Source organism: Brachybacterium endophyticum, assembly GCF_003130585.1.
In the GTDB taxonomy this organism is placed as follows: Bacteria; Actinomycetota; Actinomycetes; order Actinomycetales; family Dermabacteraceae; genus Brachybacterium; species Brachybacterium endophyticum.
On the sequence record NZ_QFKX01000001.1, the window covers coordinates 782,177 to 795,931 of the forward strand.

General features: G+C 70.8%; 13 protein-coding genes. 5 read left to right on the top strand and 8 right to left on the bottom strand.

What is annotated here, in order from left to right:
- Positions 1–10: 10 nt before the first annotated feature.
- From DEO23_RS03400 to DEO23_RS03435, 8 genes are read right to left on the bottom strand one after another with little or no spacing between them, the layout of a single operon-like run.
- Complete coding sequence (locus DEO23_RS03400; protein WP_109274567.1) at positions 11–571, bottom strand: hypothetical protein; 561 nt, start codon at positions 569–571, stop codon at positions 11–13.
- Complete coding sequence (locus DEO23_RS03405; protein WP_109274568.1) at positions 571–1,911, bottom strand: DUF58 domain-containing protein; 1,341 nt, start codon at positions 1,909–1,911, stop codon at positions 571–573. Before DEO23_RS03405 ends, DEO23_RS03400 begins: the two co-directional genes overlap by 1 nt.
- Positions 1,904–2,881 (bottom strand): AAA family ATPase, encoded by a 978-nt coding sequence (locus DEO23_RS03410; protein ID WP_109274569.1) that lies wholly within the window; start codon positions 2,879–2,881, stop codon positions 1,904–1,906. Before DEO23_RS03410 ends, DEO23_RS03405 begins: the two co-directional genes overlap by 8 nt.
- On the bottom strand, positions 2,878–3,438 hold the full coding sequence (locus tag DEO23_RS03415; RefSeq protein ID WP_109274570.1) for a hypothetical protein: 561 nt from the start codon (positions 3,436–3,438) through the stop codon (positions 2,878–2,880). Before DEO23_RS03415 ends, DEO23_RS03410 begins: the two co-directional genes overlap by 4 nt.
- Positions 3,435–4,151 (bottom strand): DUF4129 domain-containing protein, encoded by a 717-nt coding sequence (locus DEO23_RS03420; RefSeq protein ID WP_109274571.1) that lies wholly within the window; start codon positions 4,149–4,151, stop codon positions 3,435–3,437. Before DEO23_RS03420 ends, DEO23_RS03415 begins: the two co-directional genes overlap by 4 nt.
- Before the next feature lie 4 nt (positions 4,152–4,155).
- The gene (locus DEO23_RS03425) at positions 4,156–5,412 is read right to left on the bottom strand and encodes a THUMP-like domain-containing protein (RefSeq protein WP_109274572.1); all 1,257 of its coding nucleotides are present in this window, start codon (positions 5,410–5,412) and stop codon (positions 4,156–4,158) included.
- Entirely contained in the window at positions 5,409–6,401 is a 993-nt protein-coding gene (locus DEO23_RS03430) for an NADP-dependent oxidoreductase (RefSeq protein WP_109274573.1), read from the bottom strand. Before DEO23_RS03430 ends, DEO23_RS03425 begins: the two co-directional genes overlap by 4 nt.
- A 26-nt stretch (positions 6,402–6,427) precedes the next feature.
- Entirely contained in the window at positions 6,428–6,703 is a 276-nt protein-coding gene (locus DEO23_RS03435) for a hypothetical protein (RefSeq protein WP_109274574.1), read from the bottom strand.
- A gap of 283 nt (positions 6,704–6,986) precedes the next feature.
- On the opposite strand from DEO23_RS03435, the gene DEO23_RS03440 reads away from it, so the two are divergent.
- The 5 genes from DEO23_RS03440 (at position 6,987) to DEO23_RS03460 (ending at position 13,701) form a co-directional block, all read left to right on the top strand.
- Complete coding sequence (locus DEO23_RS03440) at positions 6,987–7,973, top strand: ABC transporter permease (protein ID WP_240613184.1); 987 nt, start codon at positions 6,987–6,989, stop codon at positions 7,971–7,973.
- Between the two features lie 7 nt (positions 7,974–7,980).
- Positions 7,981–8,985, top strand: coding sequence for an ABC transporter permease (locus tag DEO23_RS03445; protein ID WP_109274576.1), 1,005 nt, complete (start codon positions 7,981–7,983; stop codon positions 8,983–8,985).
- Between the two features lie 14 nt (positions 8,986–8,999).
- Positions 9,000–10,775, top strand: a complete 1,776-nt coding sequence (locus tag DEO23_RS03450; protein ID WP_109274577.1) for an ABC transporter ATP-binding protein — start codon at positions 9,000–9,002, stop codon at positions 10,773–10,775.
- Positions 10,776–10,982: 207 nt separating this feature from the next.
- Positions 10,983–12,704, top strand: a complete 1,722-nt coding sequence (locus tag DEO23_RS03455; protein ID WP_109274578.1) for an ABC transporter family substrate-binding protein — start codon at positions 10,983–10,985, stop codon at positions 12,702–12,704.
- A 106-nt stretch (positions 12,705–12,810) separates the two neighbouring features.
- Positions 12,811–13,701, top strand: coding sequence for a metallophosphoesterase family protein (locus tag DEO23_RS03460; RefSeq protein ID WP_109274579.1), 891 nt, complete (start codon positions 12,811–12,813; stop codon positions 13,699–13,701).
- Positions 13,702–13,755 lie beyond the last annotated feature (54 nt).

The following is a 13,755-nucleotide window of genomic DNA, read 5'->3' on the forward strand; positions in this document are numbered from 1 at the left end:
CTACGCCGCCTCAGCGGCCCCGTCGCCGGGGTGTGCCGCGCGGCACGAGCACGAGCACGAGGGCGATCAGCGCGAGGGTCCCGAGCACCAGCGTCCACTCGGGGGTGCGGGCCCCGGCCAGCGGCAGCACCAGCAGCCAGAGGCCTCCGCCGAGCAGCACCGCGGCGCCCGCCCAGGCCGCGCAGCGCAGCGCCGCGCCGCGGGTGATGACCCCGTGGGCGGGCACCATCGCCGCGGTCGACCAGCAGGCATGGGCGAGCAGCAGCAGGCAGCCGATCAGGGCGAGCACACCGGCTCCTCCCGGCGCCGTACCCGCCGCGGCGAGCACCGGGGCGGCGAGGGCGGGCAGGCCCCAGGGCCCGTCCGGCCGCAGCGACTGGAGCAGTCCGAACACGATGACCGCGAGGCTCGTGACACCGGGCAGCAGGGTCGAGAAGAGGTCCCCTCCCGTCGCGACGAGCTGGGCGGACGCGAGGGCCACCACCGCGAGCAGCCGCAGCGCCCACTGCGAGCGGGAGACATGGCCGAGGTCGACGAGCATCTGCGCGAGGGACTCGACGAGAGAGCGCATCAGGACCTCCTCATCCGCGGGGCGCTCGCCGCACGCGCCAACGAGAGCAGCACGGGGGCGAGGGATCCGGGCCCCTCCCATACCGTGACCGGCACGCCCTGCTCGCGCAGCTCCCGGACGGTGCGCTCGCGCTGCAGGCGCCTCAGCGTCCAGGCCTCCTCCCAGTAGCGGTCCTCGCGGGCCGCGCGACGCCTGGCCCCGGTGCCGAGGGCCCGTGCATCGCCGACGGTCCTCGGCAAGGTGTCGACGACGATCACGTCTGCCCCGAGGGCCAGCAGGTCGCCGATCTGTCCCAGCACGCCGGGTGCCAGCAGGGGAGTGCACACCACGACGAGGGTCGAGGTCCGCACCCGGCCCAGGCGGTGGATCCGGGACATCCGGCTGTCACCGCGGTGGGCGCGCGAGAGGGTCTCGGTGAGCACGCGCAGCTGGCGGGGGCCCGTGCCCGCGCGGACCGGACCGATCTGGGTTCCGAGGTCGTGCACGCCGACCCGGTCGCCGACGGACAGGTAGTGCCGGGCGATCGCGGCGGTCGCGCGGACGGTGACGTCCAGGCTGGTGGCGTCCTCGACATCGGTGGGCACGACCTCCTGGAGCGTGTCCGTGACGATCAGGACATCGGTGTCGCGCTCGGTGAAGGTCGCGTTGGTGTGCAGGGTGCCGGTGCGGGAGGTGACGGGCCAGTTGATGCGGTGCATGCGGTCGCCCGGCTGGAACTCGCGCACGTCCGCCAGCGCCGTGCCCTCCCCGCGCCGACGCGACAGGTGCTGGCCGGCGACGCCCGTGGGCGCGGGCACCGAGGGCGGGGCCTCGAGCAGGGAGGAGCCGGGGGTGACGTGCAGCGGGACCGCCGGCAGCGTCGTCTGGGTGCGGAAGGCGCCGAGGGCGTCGGCCAGGGCCACGTGTAACGGACCGATCTCGTAGCGTCCCCAGCGCTGGGCGGTCACCACCAGTCGTGCGGAGCGGGCGGTCAGCTCCGATCCGAGCGGCGGGGAGAGCAGGGCGTGCGCGGGCACGGGGACGGAGAGGCCCAGCAGGACGTCCTCGGAGGAGTCGACGGCGATCGCGACCGTGCCGCCCTCGTCGAGCTTCCGCCCGGTGCTGCGCACGCGGGGGCGCAGCAGACCGTCGCGCTCGCCGCGGGCGAGGCGCCGCACGACCGCGATGATCGCCCAGGCCAGCAGCGGCAGTCCCAGCGCCAGCAGCTGCGGGCGGCCGACGAGCACCGCGAGCACGGCGGCCAGGCTCCCTGCGAGGCCGGCACGGATCAGCGCCGGCGAGGGCAGGGTGCGAAGCCGCTCCGGTGGCTTCGACCGCTCCGGCTCGCTCGCCTCAGCCATGGGCGACGTCCCGGGCGTGGGCGGCGGGAACGGCGGTCCCCTCCAGCGCTGCGTCGATGATCGAGGCCGAGGTGATCTCCTGCAGCCACAGCTCGGGCCGCACGATCACGCGATGGTCCAGGGCCGCGTGGGCGAGGTCCTTGACGTCCTCGGGGATCACGTAGTCGCGGCCGCGGATCACGGCCAGCGCCCGCGCGCAGACCACGAGGGCGAGGGACCCGCGCGGGGAGGCGCCGACGAGCGCGTGGGGATGGGCGCGGGTCGCCCCCACGAGGGAGACGGCGTACCGGCCGACGTCGTCGCTGACGTGGACGGACTCGACGACGGCCTGCACCGCCAGCAGCTGATCGGCGTCGATCACCTGCTCGACGCGCTGGTCCTCGGTGCCGCGTGCCAGGCGGCGGCCCAGAACGTCCCACTCCTCCTCGGCACTGGGGTAACCGAAGGACAGCCGCAGCAGGAAGCGGTCCAGCTGGGCCTCCGGCAGCGGGTAGGTGCCCTCGTGCTCGACGGGGTTGGCGGTGGCGAGCACGTGGAAGGGGCGCGGCAGGGGCCGGGTGGTGCCCTCGACGGTGACCTGGTGCTCCTGCATCGCCTCGAGCAGGGCCGACTGGGTCTTCGGGGGCGTCCGGTTGATCTCGTCGGCCAGCAGCAGGCCCGTGAACACGGGGCCGGGCCGGAAGGAGAACTCGCTCGTGCGCTGATCGAAGACCTCGGCGCCGATCAGGTCGGCGGGCAGCAGGTCGGGGGTGAACTGGGCACGGGTGAAGGGCAGTCCGAGGGCCTGGGCGAGCGAGCGCGCGGCGAGGGTCTTGCCGAGCCCCGGGAGGTCCTCGAGCAGCACGTGGCCGCCGGCGAGGATGCCGGCCAGGACCAGCTCGAGGCTCTCGCGCTTGCCCACCACGGCAGTCTCGACGGCGTCGAGGACGCGGGCCGCGACGGCCGAGGCATCAGGGGTGGGGCTGGTCATCGGGTGTCCTCCTGGGAGTGGGGATCGGAGAGGGCGCGCAGCCAGCGGTGCAGCGTGGCGCGGTCCACGGGGGCGAGAGGTGGTGCGGTGCGGGCATCGTCGGCGGGCAGGGGGCGGGTGGCCTCGGTGAGGAAGTCCTGCAGGTCCTGGGGCAGGGCGCGGGCGTCGTCGCGATGCGAGCGCTCGGTGGCGACCTCGGCGAGGGCGCGGCCGAGCGTGCGTGAGGTCATCCGCCGGCGGGGCGCGGCGCCGTGGATCATCTCCTCGAGGCGACGCACGACGACGTCGCCGGCGTGGGGGCTGGCGGCTTCGGGGTCGTCGTCGAGGTAGGGCGGATCCAGGGCGTCGGCGGTCTCGAGCTCGGAGGAGACCAGCCAGCTGATCAGCGCGATCACCAGCAGCAGCGCGAGCGGCAGCACCGGGTGCAGGACGATCCCGAGCAGTCGCAGGCCGAGCGTCAGGGCGAGCAGGGCCAGCAGCGCCGCGCCCAGCCGGGAGGGGAGCGTGCGCAGGCGCCGGTCCCAGGACGCCAGGGTGCGGGCGAGGCCGAGGTTCATCGGGGTGCCCCCTCGTCCGTGCTCTCGCGCAGGCTCTCGCCGAGGCGGCGCAGGATCTCGCGGGCACGGTCGCGGCCGTCGTCCGCGACGCCGGCGCGGTCGAAGAGCGCCTGCCGGTAGAGGTCGGCGAGCGTGCGCAGGTCCCGGGCGGGCAGGTCGAGGTCGGCCAGCACGTCGACCACGTACTCGGTCGTGGTCTGGTTCTCGCGGCGGCTGATTCCGGCCTCGGCGATCCCGGACTCGAGGGCGAGCCATGCCTGGACGACGGCGTCCTCCGGGGTGGCCGCGTAGTCGAGGGAGGCGATCGCCCGGTGGAGGGCACGCTGGGCCTCCTCGACCTCGAGCATCTCCTGCTCGGGTGGGGCCTCGGGCTCTTCGCGCTCGGGTCGGCGCAGGGCGCGCGCCCTCCACAGGATCCAGCCGATCAGCAGCAGCACCGCTACCCCCGCCAGCACTGCGAGCACGATCAGCACCGTCCCCAGCCAGTCCGATCCGCCGGACGTGGGTGGGACGACGGGTGGTGTCGCCGAGCCGGTCTCGGTGGCCGTCTCGGGCGGGGTCGTCTGCTGGTCGGGCTGCTGTTCCCAGCGGCCGTCGCTCGCGGTCATCACCGGGCCCAGGACGCGTCCCGCTCCCAGGGCGACCAGCACGATCGCCAGCAGGGCGATCAGGGAGGTCACCACCGCGTCCTTGCGGGGGGAGTGGGGGCGCATGGGATCAGTCCTCGGGCTCCGACGGCGGGGTGCGGGGGTGCGGAGCGGCGATGATCGCGTGCTGCTCGCCGGCGATGCGGGTGAGGATCACGGTGGCGCGCTCGTCGCCGAAGCGGCGCGGCCGCAGCTTCCGGCGCAGTTCGTCGGGCTCGATCGCGGTGCCGCGCTTCTTGATCTCGAGGACTCCCAGGCGGTGCTCGCGCAGGTAGGAGGTCAGGCGTTTGAGGGAGAAGGGCATGACGTCGCGCACCGTGTAGCCGCTCGCGAAGGGCGTGGACACCTTCCGGTCACCGGTCAGGTAGGCGATCGTCGGATCGAGCGTGTGAGCGTCCAGCTGCCGGGCCACCTCGCCGAGCAGCCCCGCGCGGATCACCGCGCCGTCGGGCTCGTAGAGGTGGTCACCGAGCGGACCCGGCTGGGGGTCGGGCGCGGGATCGCCGGCGGGCGCGAGGCGCCGGGCCCCGGAGCGGCCGATGACGAGCGCGCTGCGGGCCGTGCCGGGCGTGGCGAGCGGACCGAACCAGCAGGTGGCCTCGAGGACCTGGCCGTGCCAGGACAGCCACTGGGTCTCCGTGGCGGCGGGAAGGTCCTCGTGGGCGATGCCGGGGCCGAGCTTCGCCCCGAGCGGGCCGTCCTCGCCGCCGTGGCCGAGACGCCGGGCGAGGTCCGCGACGGTGGACAGCGGCGGCGAGTACTCCTCCGGATCGCGCACGCGCACGCTGCCGCTGCCGCGACGCGGCCGGCGGCGGGCGGGATCCAGCCAGATGCCCTCGGTGCGCGTGGGGTCGAAGTCCTCGGCGCTGCCGAGCTCGACACGAGCGCTCGGGAAGGGCATGAGGTTAACGGTGGCGACGGCCACGGTCAGCGGATCGCGGTCCACGGCGATGACGTCGAGATCGAGCGCCGCGGCCGCCATCGCATCCCCTCCGATGCCGCAGCCCAGGTCCGCGAGGGAAGTGATGCCGTGGTCGCGGAAGCGGCGGGCGTGCAGGGCCGCGATCGGCAGACGGGTGGCCTGCTCGAGCCCGTCGGTGGTGAACAGCATCCGGTCCGCGAACTCCCCGAACTTCTCCGAGCCCTTCGCGCGCAGGCGCGACTGGGTGAGGACGGCCGCGACGCGGTCGGCGGGATGTCCGGCCTCGCGCAGCCGGCCGCCGCGGGCGAGGGCGTCCCGCTCCTCGTACGGGGGGAGGGACTGCAGCAGGGCCCACCCCTCGGGGGCGAGGACCTGTTCGAGAGCGCTCTGCTGGGTCTCGCTCATCGGGCCGACGTGGCCGTCCGTAGGTCCAGCACGATCTTGCCGCGGGCGTGGCCGTCCTCGAGCAGACGGTGCCCCTCGGCGATGCGCTCGGGCGGCAGGATCTCGCTGACCTCGACGTCGAGCGTGCCGTCGGAGACGGCCGCGGCGAGGTCGCGTAGGCGCTGCGGGCTCGGCGACATCGCGGTCACGTGCGCCTCGATGCCGCGGTCGCGGGCGGGGGAGACGTCGGCGAGGCTGGGCAGGGCGACGATCCGGCCGCCGTCAGCGAGGTGATCGAGGCTCGGGACGAAGGTCGAGAAGTAGTGGGCGTCGATGACCACGTCGACGCCGCGGCCGTCGGTCGCCGCGTCGACGGCCTGCTCCCAGTCCTGGGTGTCGTAGGGGATCGGCTCGGCGCCGAGTGCGCGCAGGCGGTCGGCGTTGGAGCTGCGGCCGGTCGAGAGCACCCTCGAGGCGCCGGCACGCAGCGCGAGGGGGATCAGCAGCTGGCCGACGCCGCCGCTGCCGCCGTGGATCAGCACCACGTCGCCCTCGCGCACGTGGGCCTCGTCCTCCAGCGCCGTCAGGGCGGTGGAGCCGGCGAGGGCCAGTCCGGCGAACCGGGGGAGGTCCGCATCGGACGTGCCCTCCGGGACGGGTGCGAGGTCCTCGGCCGCGATCGCGATCTGCTCGGTGTAGGTGCCGCGCATGTCGGAGAGGTCGCGCACGCCGAAGACCCGGGTCCCCTCGGGCAGGCCCAGCTCCTCGAGGTCCACGCCGGCGCCGGCGCTGATCACCTCGCCGACCATCTCCCGGCCCAGCACGGCGGGCAGGGTGAGGGAGGAGGCGCGGCCCGAGGAGCCGTCGCGCAGCTTGTAGTCCAGCGGGTTCAGTCCCGCGTAGGCCACGCGGACCAGGACCTCACCGGGGGCCGGGGCGGGAGCGGGGGCATCGGCCTCGAGGTGCAGGTTCTCGGGGCCGCCGAACTCGGGAAGGATGATCTGACGCATACGGTCCATTGTGGCCCTTCGCGTGGTCAGCGGGTGCGGTTCGAGCCGCGCGGCCGCGGGCGACGCCGTCCGTCCAGCAGGCTGCGGACGATCGGGACCAGCAGCATGGACACGGCGCCGAGGCCGACGCCCAGGGCGAGGGCGGCGATCCACGGGCTGTAGAAGTACCCCGCGACGGGCACGAGAATGAGTGCGAGCAAGCCGACGGGCCAGGCACCGATCCCGCGATGACCCAGCAGGTCCGAGAGGACGATCGCGACGACGAGGCCCGCCACGAGGACGAGGACGTGCACCGCAGTCATGACAGGAGCATAACGATTCGGCCATCGAGACCCGATCGTGTGCACGGGATCACCGATCCACGCCACTATGGTGGGGCCGTGCGCACGTGAGGCGCAGACGAGCGGTCGCCCGCGAGGGGCTGGCGAGCGCCGCGGCACAGGAGCCGCGACCGCACCCAGCAGTGCGGCGCCTTCCTCTCGGTGCACCACCTCAGGGGGTCACCTTCGCGACCGAGGACTCGGTCGACGATGGGCAGTGAAAGGAATTGCAGGTTGATGATGACGCACGTCCCCAGGAGTGTCCGTGGCTAGGTTCATCTCGATACGGGTGCTCACGTACGTGATCCTCGTGTTCCTGGCGACGAGCTTCGCCTATCTCCTCGCAGCGTCGCTGATGCATCCCGAAGACGTCCTGTATCCCCCTGCGGCACCGAAGCCGGTTCCGGAAGCCACGGCGCAGGCCTACATGAACGCGCGCAACATCAATCCGGACGTTCCGCTGTTCCAGCGCTACGCGAACTGGTTGGGCGGTCTCGTCCGCGGGGACTTCGGGGTCACGACCGGCACCAACAAGGAGATGCGTCCTGTCCTCACCGTGCTCTCCGAGCGGATCCCGATCAGCCTGCGCCTGGTCGTCCTCGGCACGGTCATCGGCACCGTCGTCGGCGTCGTCGTCGGCATGGTCACCGCCGTGCGGCGGCGGTCGATCGGCGACCGCAGCGCGACCCTCCTCTCCTTCGTCCTGGTCTCTCTCCCCACCCCGGTCGTCATCCTGGTGGTCCAGCAGATCAACCAGGCGATCCAGAACCGGACCGGCTACGGGCTGCCGGCGATCAACCCGGTCAACCCTCTCCTGCACGGCTGGGACGCGTTCGTCTACGAATCCAAGGCGCTGGTGATGCCCACGATCGTGCTCGCCGTGCTCGCCGCGGCGTCCTACTCGCGGTACATGAAGGTCACGACCCTGGACGTGCTGGGCAGCGACTACCTGCGCACCGCGCGAGCGAAGGGCCTCACCCGGGGCAAGGCCATGAACCGGCACGGCCTGCGTATGGCCCTGATCCCCATGGGTCAGTACTTCGCCTTCGCCATCGGCGCGGCGTTCACCGGCTCGCTGTTCGTGGAGCTGATGTTCAACTGGCAGGGCGTGGGCCGGTACGTGATCTCCGCGATCAGCATGGCCGACATCAACGGCACCGCCGCGGTGGTGCTGTACACGGGCGTTCTCACCCTTCTGTCCGCCACCCTCGCAGATTTCCTGCAGGGCCTTCTCGACCCGAGGATCAGGTGAATCGGTGATGACGAATCCTTCGGACCTCCGCGGCGCCGACGACGCCGCGACCCTGCAGATCGAGTCCGATCACCGTGCGAACGCGGTGCTCGAGGGCCTCCCGCCCAGCGAGGCGGAGCCACCGGCGGGAGACGCCCGCTCTCTCGAGTCCATCGGCCGGGGCGAGCTGCTGCGGCGTCGCTTCCTGCGTAACCCGAGCGCCGTGACCGGCATGGTCATCGTGCTGCTGTTAATCCTCGCGGCGATCTTCGCGCCGATGCTCTACCAGTACGGGCCCTTCGAGCGAGATCTGCGCAACGCCCTGACGGGGCCGACCCAGTTCCACTGGTTCGGGGTCGACGAGAACGGGTACGACGTGTTCGCCCGCACCATGGTCGGCCTGAGGATCTCGCTCGTGATCGGTGCCGGCACGGCGCTGCTGACCACGCTTCTCGCTCTCCTGGTGGGGACCATCGCGGGGTACGTGAGCTACAAGGGGCGGTGGGGCGCATTCGTCGACGGCGCCTTGGTGAACCTGATCAACCTGTTCCTGGTGATCCCTGGTCTCCTGCTGCTGATGCTCTTCAGCCCCGTGCTGCAGCAGGCAAGCTGGCTGTGGATGATCCCGCTGCTGGCGGTCTTCTCCTGGATGCTCACCGCCCGCGTGCTGCGCGCGATGACCCAGCAGCTGGTGCGCACGGAGTACGTGGAGGCCTCGCGCTTCATGGGCGTGAACCCCGTGGTCACGATCGTGCGACACATCATCCCGAACATCGCGAGCTGGATCATCATCGACACCACCCTGGGCGTGAGCGCCGCGATCCTCGGTGAGACCGGGCTGTCGTTCATCGGCTTCGGCATCCAGTACCCCAACGTGTCGCTGGGGACGGTGCTGCAGGGCTACAACATCTCCGCGCCGTGGACCTGGATCCCGCCGGCCGCCGTGCTCGCTGCGCTGGTGATCTCCGTGAACCTGATGGGTGAAGCCTTGCGCGACGCCCTCGACCCGACCAGCGGCTCGAGCCGGGTCTGAGAGGAAGTGCAGGAATGAGCGAACCGATTCTCTCGGTCAAGGACCTCAGCGTCGCCTTCGACACCGAAGCGGGCCGCGTGCAGGCCGTCCAGGACCTCAGCTACCAGGTACGTCGTGGTGAAGCGCTCGCCATCGTGGGCGAATCGGGATCCGGGAAGTCCGTGAGCTCGCTCGCCGTGATGGGCCTGCTCCCCAAGGGGGCGCAGATCAGCGGCGACATCGAGCTCATGGGCAAGAAGATCTTCACCATGAGCGACCGTCAGCTCTCGGACCTGCGCGGCGACACCATCTCGATGGTCTTCCAGGATCCGCTGTCGGCGCTGACGCCCGTGTACCGCATCGGCGATCAGATCTCCGAGGTGGTGCGTATCCACCATCCCGAGGTCAGCAAGCAGAAGGCCTCCGAGCGGGCGATCGAGCTCCTCGAGGCCGTGGGGATCCCCGAACCGAGGCGTCGTGCCCAGCAGTACCCGCACGAGTTCTCCGGCGGCATGCGCCAGCGCGTCATGATCGCCATGGCGATCGCCAACGAACCCGAGCTGATCATCGCCGACGAGCCGACCACCGCCCTGGATGTCACCATCCAGGCGCAGGTGATGGCGCTGCTGAAGTCCGCCCAGGAGATGCTCGGTGCGGCGACCATCCTGATCACCCACGACATGGGCGTGGTCGCCGGCTTCGCCGACCGCGTCCTGGTCATGAAGGACTCCCGCCTGGTCGAGACCGGCGACGTCGAGCAGATCTTCTACGAGCCGCGCGAGCAGTACACGCGCGATCTGCTCTCTGCCGTGCCGCGGATCGACCAGGGAGCCGATTCGGAATCCCGCAGTGTGGCCGGTTCGGCGATGCGCACGGTCGCCGAGGTCGCCACGAGTGACGACACGACCCCGCGTGAGCAGCGCCCCACGGTCCTCGAGGTCGAGGACCTCCACCGCGTCTACCCGATCACCAAGGGCGCCGTCGTGCGCCGCAAGGTGGGGGAGCAGCGTGCCGTGGACGGGATCTCCTTCGACATCCGCGAGGGGGAGTGCATGGCGCTGGTCGGGGAATCCGGCTGCGGGAAGACCACGACGCTGATGGAGATCATGCAGCTGCGCACGCCGCAGCAGGGCGAGATCCGCATCGACGGCAGGCCGACCGGTGGGCTCAGTCGGGCCGAGCGGGCGAAACTTCGCTCCGAGGTGACGCTCGTCTTCCAGGATCCGATGGCCTCCCTGGACCCCCGGATGCCGATCGGCGACATCCTCAAGGAGCCCATGCGCGTGCAGGGCTACAGCGCGCAGCGGATGAACGAACGCGTCGAATGGCTGCTGAAGACGGTCGAGCTGCGACCCGAGCACGCGTCCCGCTACCCGACCGAGTTCTCCGGTGGGCAGCGTCAGAGGGTCGGTGTGGCCCGGGCCCTGGCCTGCGATCCGAAACTGATCATCCTCGACGAGCCCACCTCCGCCCTCGACGTCACCGTGCAGGCCGGCGTGCTGGCGCTGCTCGCCGACCTCAAGACCCGTCTGGGCGTGTCCTACCTTTTCGTCTCGCACGACCTCTCCGTCGTGCGCCACATCTCCGATCGGATCTCGGTGATGCGCAAGGGGAGGATCGTGGAATCGGGACCCACGCATCAGGTCTTCGAGAACCCGCAGCACGAGTACACCAAGGAGCTCCTCGACGCGGTCCCGATCCCGGATCCGAAGGTCGCTCGTACGCGGGGTGGCACGGTGATCGACGCCGAGGCGTTCCAAGGGAACTCCCACGACGAGACCCCGTCGGAGCAGGGCAGCGTTCGAGCCTGAAGGGCCAGGTCGCGCGTCGAGTCCCTCGTAAAACGTTGCGAATGAATAACACCCTGTTCAGAACGCTGACCCGGTCGCCCGGCGTTCGTATGCTGAGCGTGCCTTGTGCGGCACGTCACGTCGGCCATCGGAGGTCGGGACGGGTGCCGAGGGGGATCTGACGAGCTGCTCCGAAAGTCTCGGGGTGCGCGCAAGAAGGAGAAACATATGCGATTCACGCGGCGTTCCATGCTCGGCGCGACAGCGCTGTCGGTGACGGGTGTGGCCCTCGTGGGCTGCAGCAAGGACACGGGTCAGGGCGGTGGGTCGGGAGGCGACTCGGGCAACGACTCCGTCGCCGCCGATGCCCTGGACATCAACGCCAAGGACCGCGGCGATCTCGGTGAGGGCGGTGTGCTGCGCCTGACGAACAATGCCTTCCCCGCGAACTGGAACAGGTACAGCCTGGACGGCAACGAGACGAACACCGCGCAGATGTGCGACGGCGTCCTCTACCCCCTGCTCGTGGTGTCGAACGAGAAGGGGGAGATCTCGGCGAACGAGGCGTGGGCGAAGCGCATCGAGCTGACCTCCGAGGATCCGCAGGTCATGGAGGTCGAGCTGCAGCCGGACATGAAGTGGTCCGACGGCACCCCGATCGACTACAAGTCGATCGAGAACGTCTTCACGGTCATGAGCGGGAAGAAGAAGGGGTACAACATCTCCTCCTCCGAGGGGTACAACTTGGTGGAGAAGGTCGAGCAGGGCAGCTCCGACCTGATCGCGAAGATCTCGTTCAAGTCCACGTACGCGGACTGGATGGGGCTCGCCGGCGTGCTGCCAGATTCTGCGGTGGAGAGCCCGCAGGCCTTCAACGAGGGCTACGTCAGCGAGCCCAAGGTCACCGCGGGCCCCTTCAAGGTGGGCAAGATCGACACCGCGAACAAGACCGTCCTGCTGGAACGGGACGACAACTGGTGGGGCGAGAAGCCCCCGCTGGACCAGGTCCTGTTCACCACGATCGAGGATCCCTCGGCGGCTGCGACCTCCTTCCAGAACGGTCAGCTCGATGCGATCGAGCCCTCTGTCCCCGCGGTGTACTCGGTGGTCAAGCCTCTGGTCGGGAAGGGCAACTCGCTGCGGAAGTCGGCGGGTCCGGAGTGGTCCCACATCACGCTCAACGGCTCCAAGGGGCGGCCGCTCGAGGACGTCAAGGTGCGCCAGGCGGTGTTCCGTGCGATCGACCGCCAGGAGGTCTTCCTCTCGGTGAACTCGACGATGCCCTACCCGAAGGACTTCCCGCCCCTGGGCAATCACATCCTGATGCCCAACCAGGACGGGTACAAGGACAACTCGGGAGATCTCGGCAAGCACGACGTCGATGCCGCGAAGAAGCTCCTCGAGGAGGCCGGCTACACGTTCGAGGGCGAGGAGGCGACCAAGGACGGCAAGCAGCTCGAGCTCACCTACGTCTACAACGACGGCTCGAAGACCAACGAGGCGGTCGTCCCCGTGGTCGAGGAGGCGCTCAAGGCCGTCGGCATCAAGATGAAGGTGCAGAAGGTGCCGCCGACGGATCTCTTCTCCAAGTACATCTCCCAGGGGGACTACGACCTCACCCTGTTCGGATACACCGGGGGCGTCCTGCTGTCCGGTAACGACGGTGTCTGGAAGCAGAAGGGCGAGAGCAACTACGCCAAGGTCGGCAGCAAGGAGATCGACGACCTCGTGGGCAAGGCCTCGGCCGAGATCGACGAGGCCAAGCGCCTGGACCTGGTGAACGAGCTCGACGCGAAGCTCTGGGAGATCGCCGGGCTGATCCCGCTGTGGCAGTCCTACAGCTTCTGGGTGCAGAACGACGATCTGGCGAACTTCGGTGCCCGCGGGTTCAAGGATCTCGACTGGACCCTCGTCGGCTATGTGAAGGGCTCCGACAAGCTCAAGGGCTGATCCGGCACCTCCTGACCGACGCTGAGCAGGGTCGTCCCGCAGCCGCGGGGCGACCCTGCTCAACGTCTGCGCCCGCAGCGTCCGCCCCCACTCGTACCCTGGCACCATGCGCATCCTGCAGCTGACGGACACCCACCTCTACGGGGACCCCGCCGCCCGCCACTACGACCGCATCGACACCGGCGCCGCTCTGCGCGCCGTCCTCGCCCGGCTCGAGGGCCTCGAGGGCTTCGACGCCGTGGTCCACACGGGCGACGCCTCGGACGACGGCACCGCCGCGAGCTACCGGCTGCTGCACGAGATCCTCGACCCCTTCGCGGCCTCCCTCGGTGCGCCGCTCATCGTCACCATGGGCAACCACGACGTCCCTTCTTCCTACGCCGAGGTCGCGGGTCCCGGCGATCACGGCGGGCCGTTCCAGGACCGGGTCCACGACCTGCCCACGGGCGGGCGCGTAGTCGTCCTCGATTCGAGCGTCCCCCGCGCGGGGTACGGCCATCTCGAGCCCGAGCAGCTCGCCTGGCTGCGCGAGGTCATGTCCATCCCGGCCGCCGGAGCGGAGGCGGGCGACGGGGGAGCGGGCACCGTGCTCGCGATCCACCACCCGCCGCTCGTCGCCGCGACCCCGTTGCTGCGCGGCCTCGACCTCGACGGCCTCGACGAGCTCGCCGAGATCCTGCGCGGTAGCGACGTGCGGGCGGTCCTCTCCGGCCACTACCACCACGTGATGCGCGGCAGCATCGGCAGCGTCCCCGTGCTCGTCGGCCCCGGGATCACCAACATCGTCGACCCCCTCGCCGTCGGCGGCACGGAGCGCGCCGACGCCCGCTCGGGCGCCCAGATCGTCGAGATCGACGAGGGGTCCGGCGCCGACTCCGTCCGGGCCTGGAGCACCGAGTGGACCAGCGCCGGCGACGATGCCGCGGACCCCCATCTGCCGGTCTACGAATTCGGCCCCGAGCGGGTCGCGGGCATCCTCGCGGCAGCCGGACGCTGAGGCGTCTCCGCCCTGGGTGAACGGGCCGTCCCCAGGGTTAGCACTCGTGTTGCG

Coding starts and splice junctions, on each gene's coding strand:
- DEO23_RS03460 (WP_109274579.1), top strand. CDS start 12,811: ATGCGCATCCTGCAGCTGACGGACACCCACCTCTACGGGGACCCCGCC.
- DEO23_RS03410 (WP_109274569.1), bottom strand. CDS start 2,881: ATGACCAGCCCCACCCCTGATGCCTCGGCCGTCGCGGCCCGCGTCCTC.
- DEO23_RS03400 (WP_109274567.1), bottom strand. CDS start 571: ATGCGCTCTCTCGTCGAGTCCCTCGCGCAGATGCTCGTCGACCTCGGC.
- DEO23_RS03420 (WP_109274571.1), bottom strand. CDS start 4,151: ATGCGCCCCCACTCCCCCCGCAAGGACGCGGTGGTGACCTCCCTGATC.
- DEO23_RS03455 (WP_109274578.1), top strand. CDS start 10,983: ATGCGATTCACGCGGCGTTCCATGCTCGGCGCGACAGCGCTGTCGGTG.
- DEO23_RS03415 (WP_109274570.1), bottom strand. CDS start 3,438: ATGAACCTCGGCCTCGCCCGCACCCTGGCGTCCTGGGACCGGCGCCTG.
- DEO23_RS03430 (WP_109274573.1), bottom strand. CDS start 6,401: ATGCGTCAGATCATCCTTCCCGAGTTCGGCGGCCCCGAGAACCTGCAC.
- DEO23_RS03425 (WP_109274572.1), bottom strand. CDS start 5,412: ATGAGCGAGACCCAGCAGAGCGCTCTCGAACAGGTCCTCGCCCCCGAG.
- DEO23_RS03405 (WP_109274568.1), bottom strand. CDS start 1,911: ATGGCTGAGGCGAGCGAGCCGGAGCGGTCGAAGCCACCGGAGCGGCTT.
- DEO23_RS03450 (WP_109274577.1), top strand. CDS start 9,000: ATGAGCGAACCGATTCTCTCGGTCAAGGACCTCAGCGTCGCCTTCGAC.
- DEO23_RS03445 (WP_109274576.1), top strand. CDS start 7,981: ATGACGAATCCTTCGGACCTCCGCGGCGCCGACGACGCCGCGACCCTG.
- DEO23_RS03435 (WP_109274574.1), bottom strand. CDS start 6,703: ATGACTGCGGTGCACGTCCTCGTCCTCGTGGCGGGCCTCGTCGTCGCG.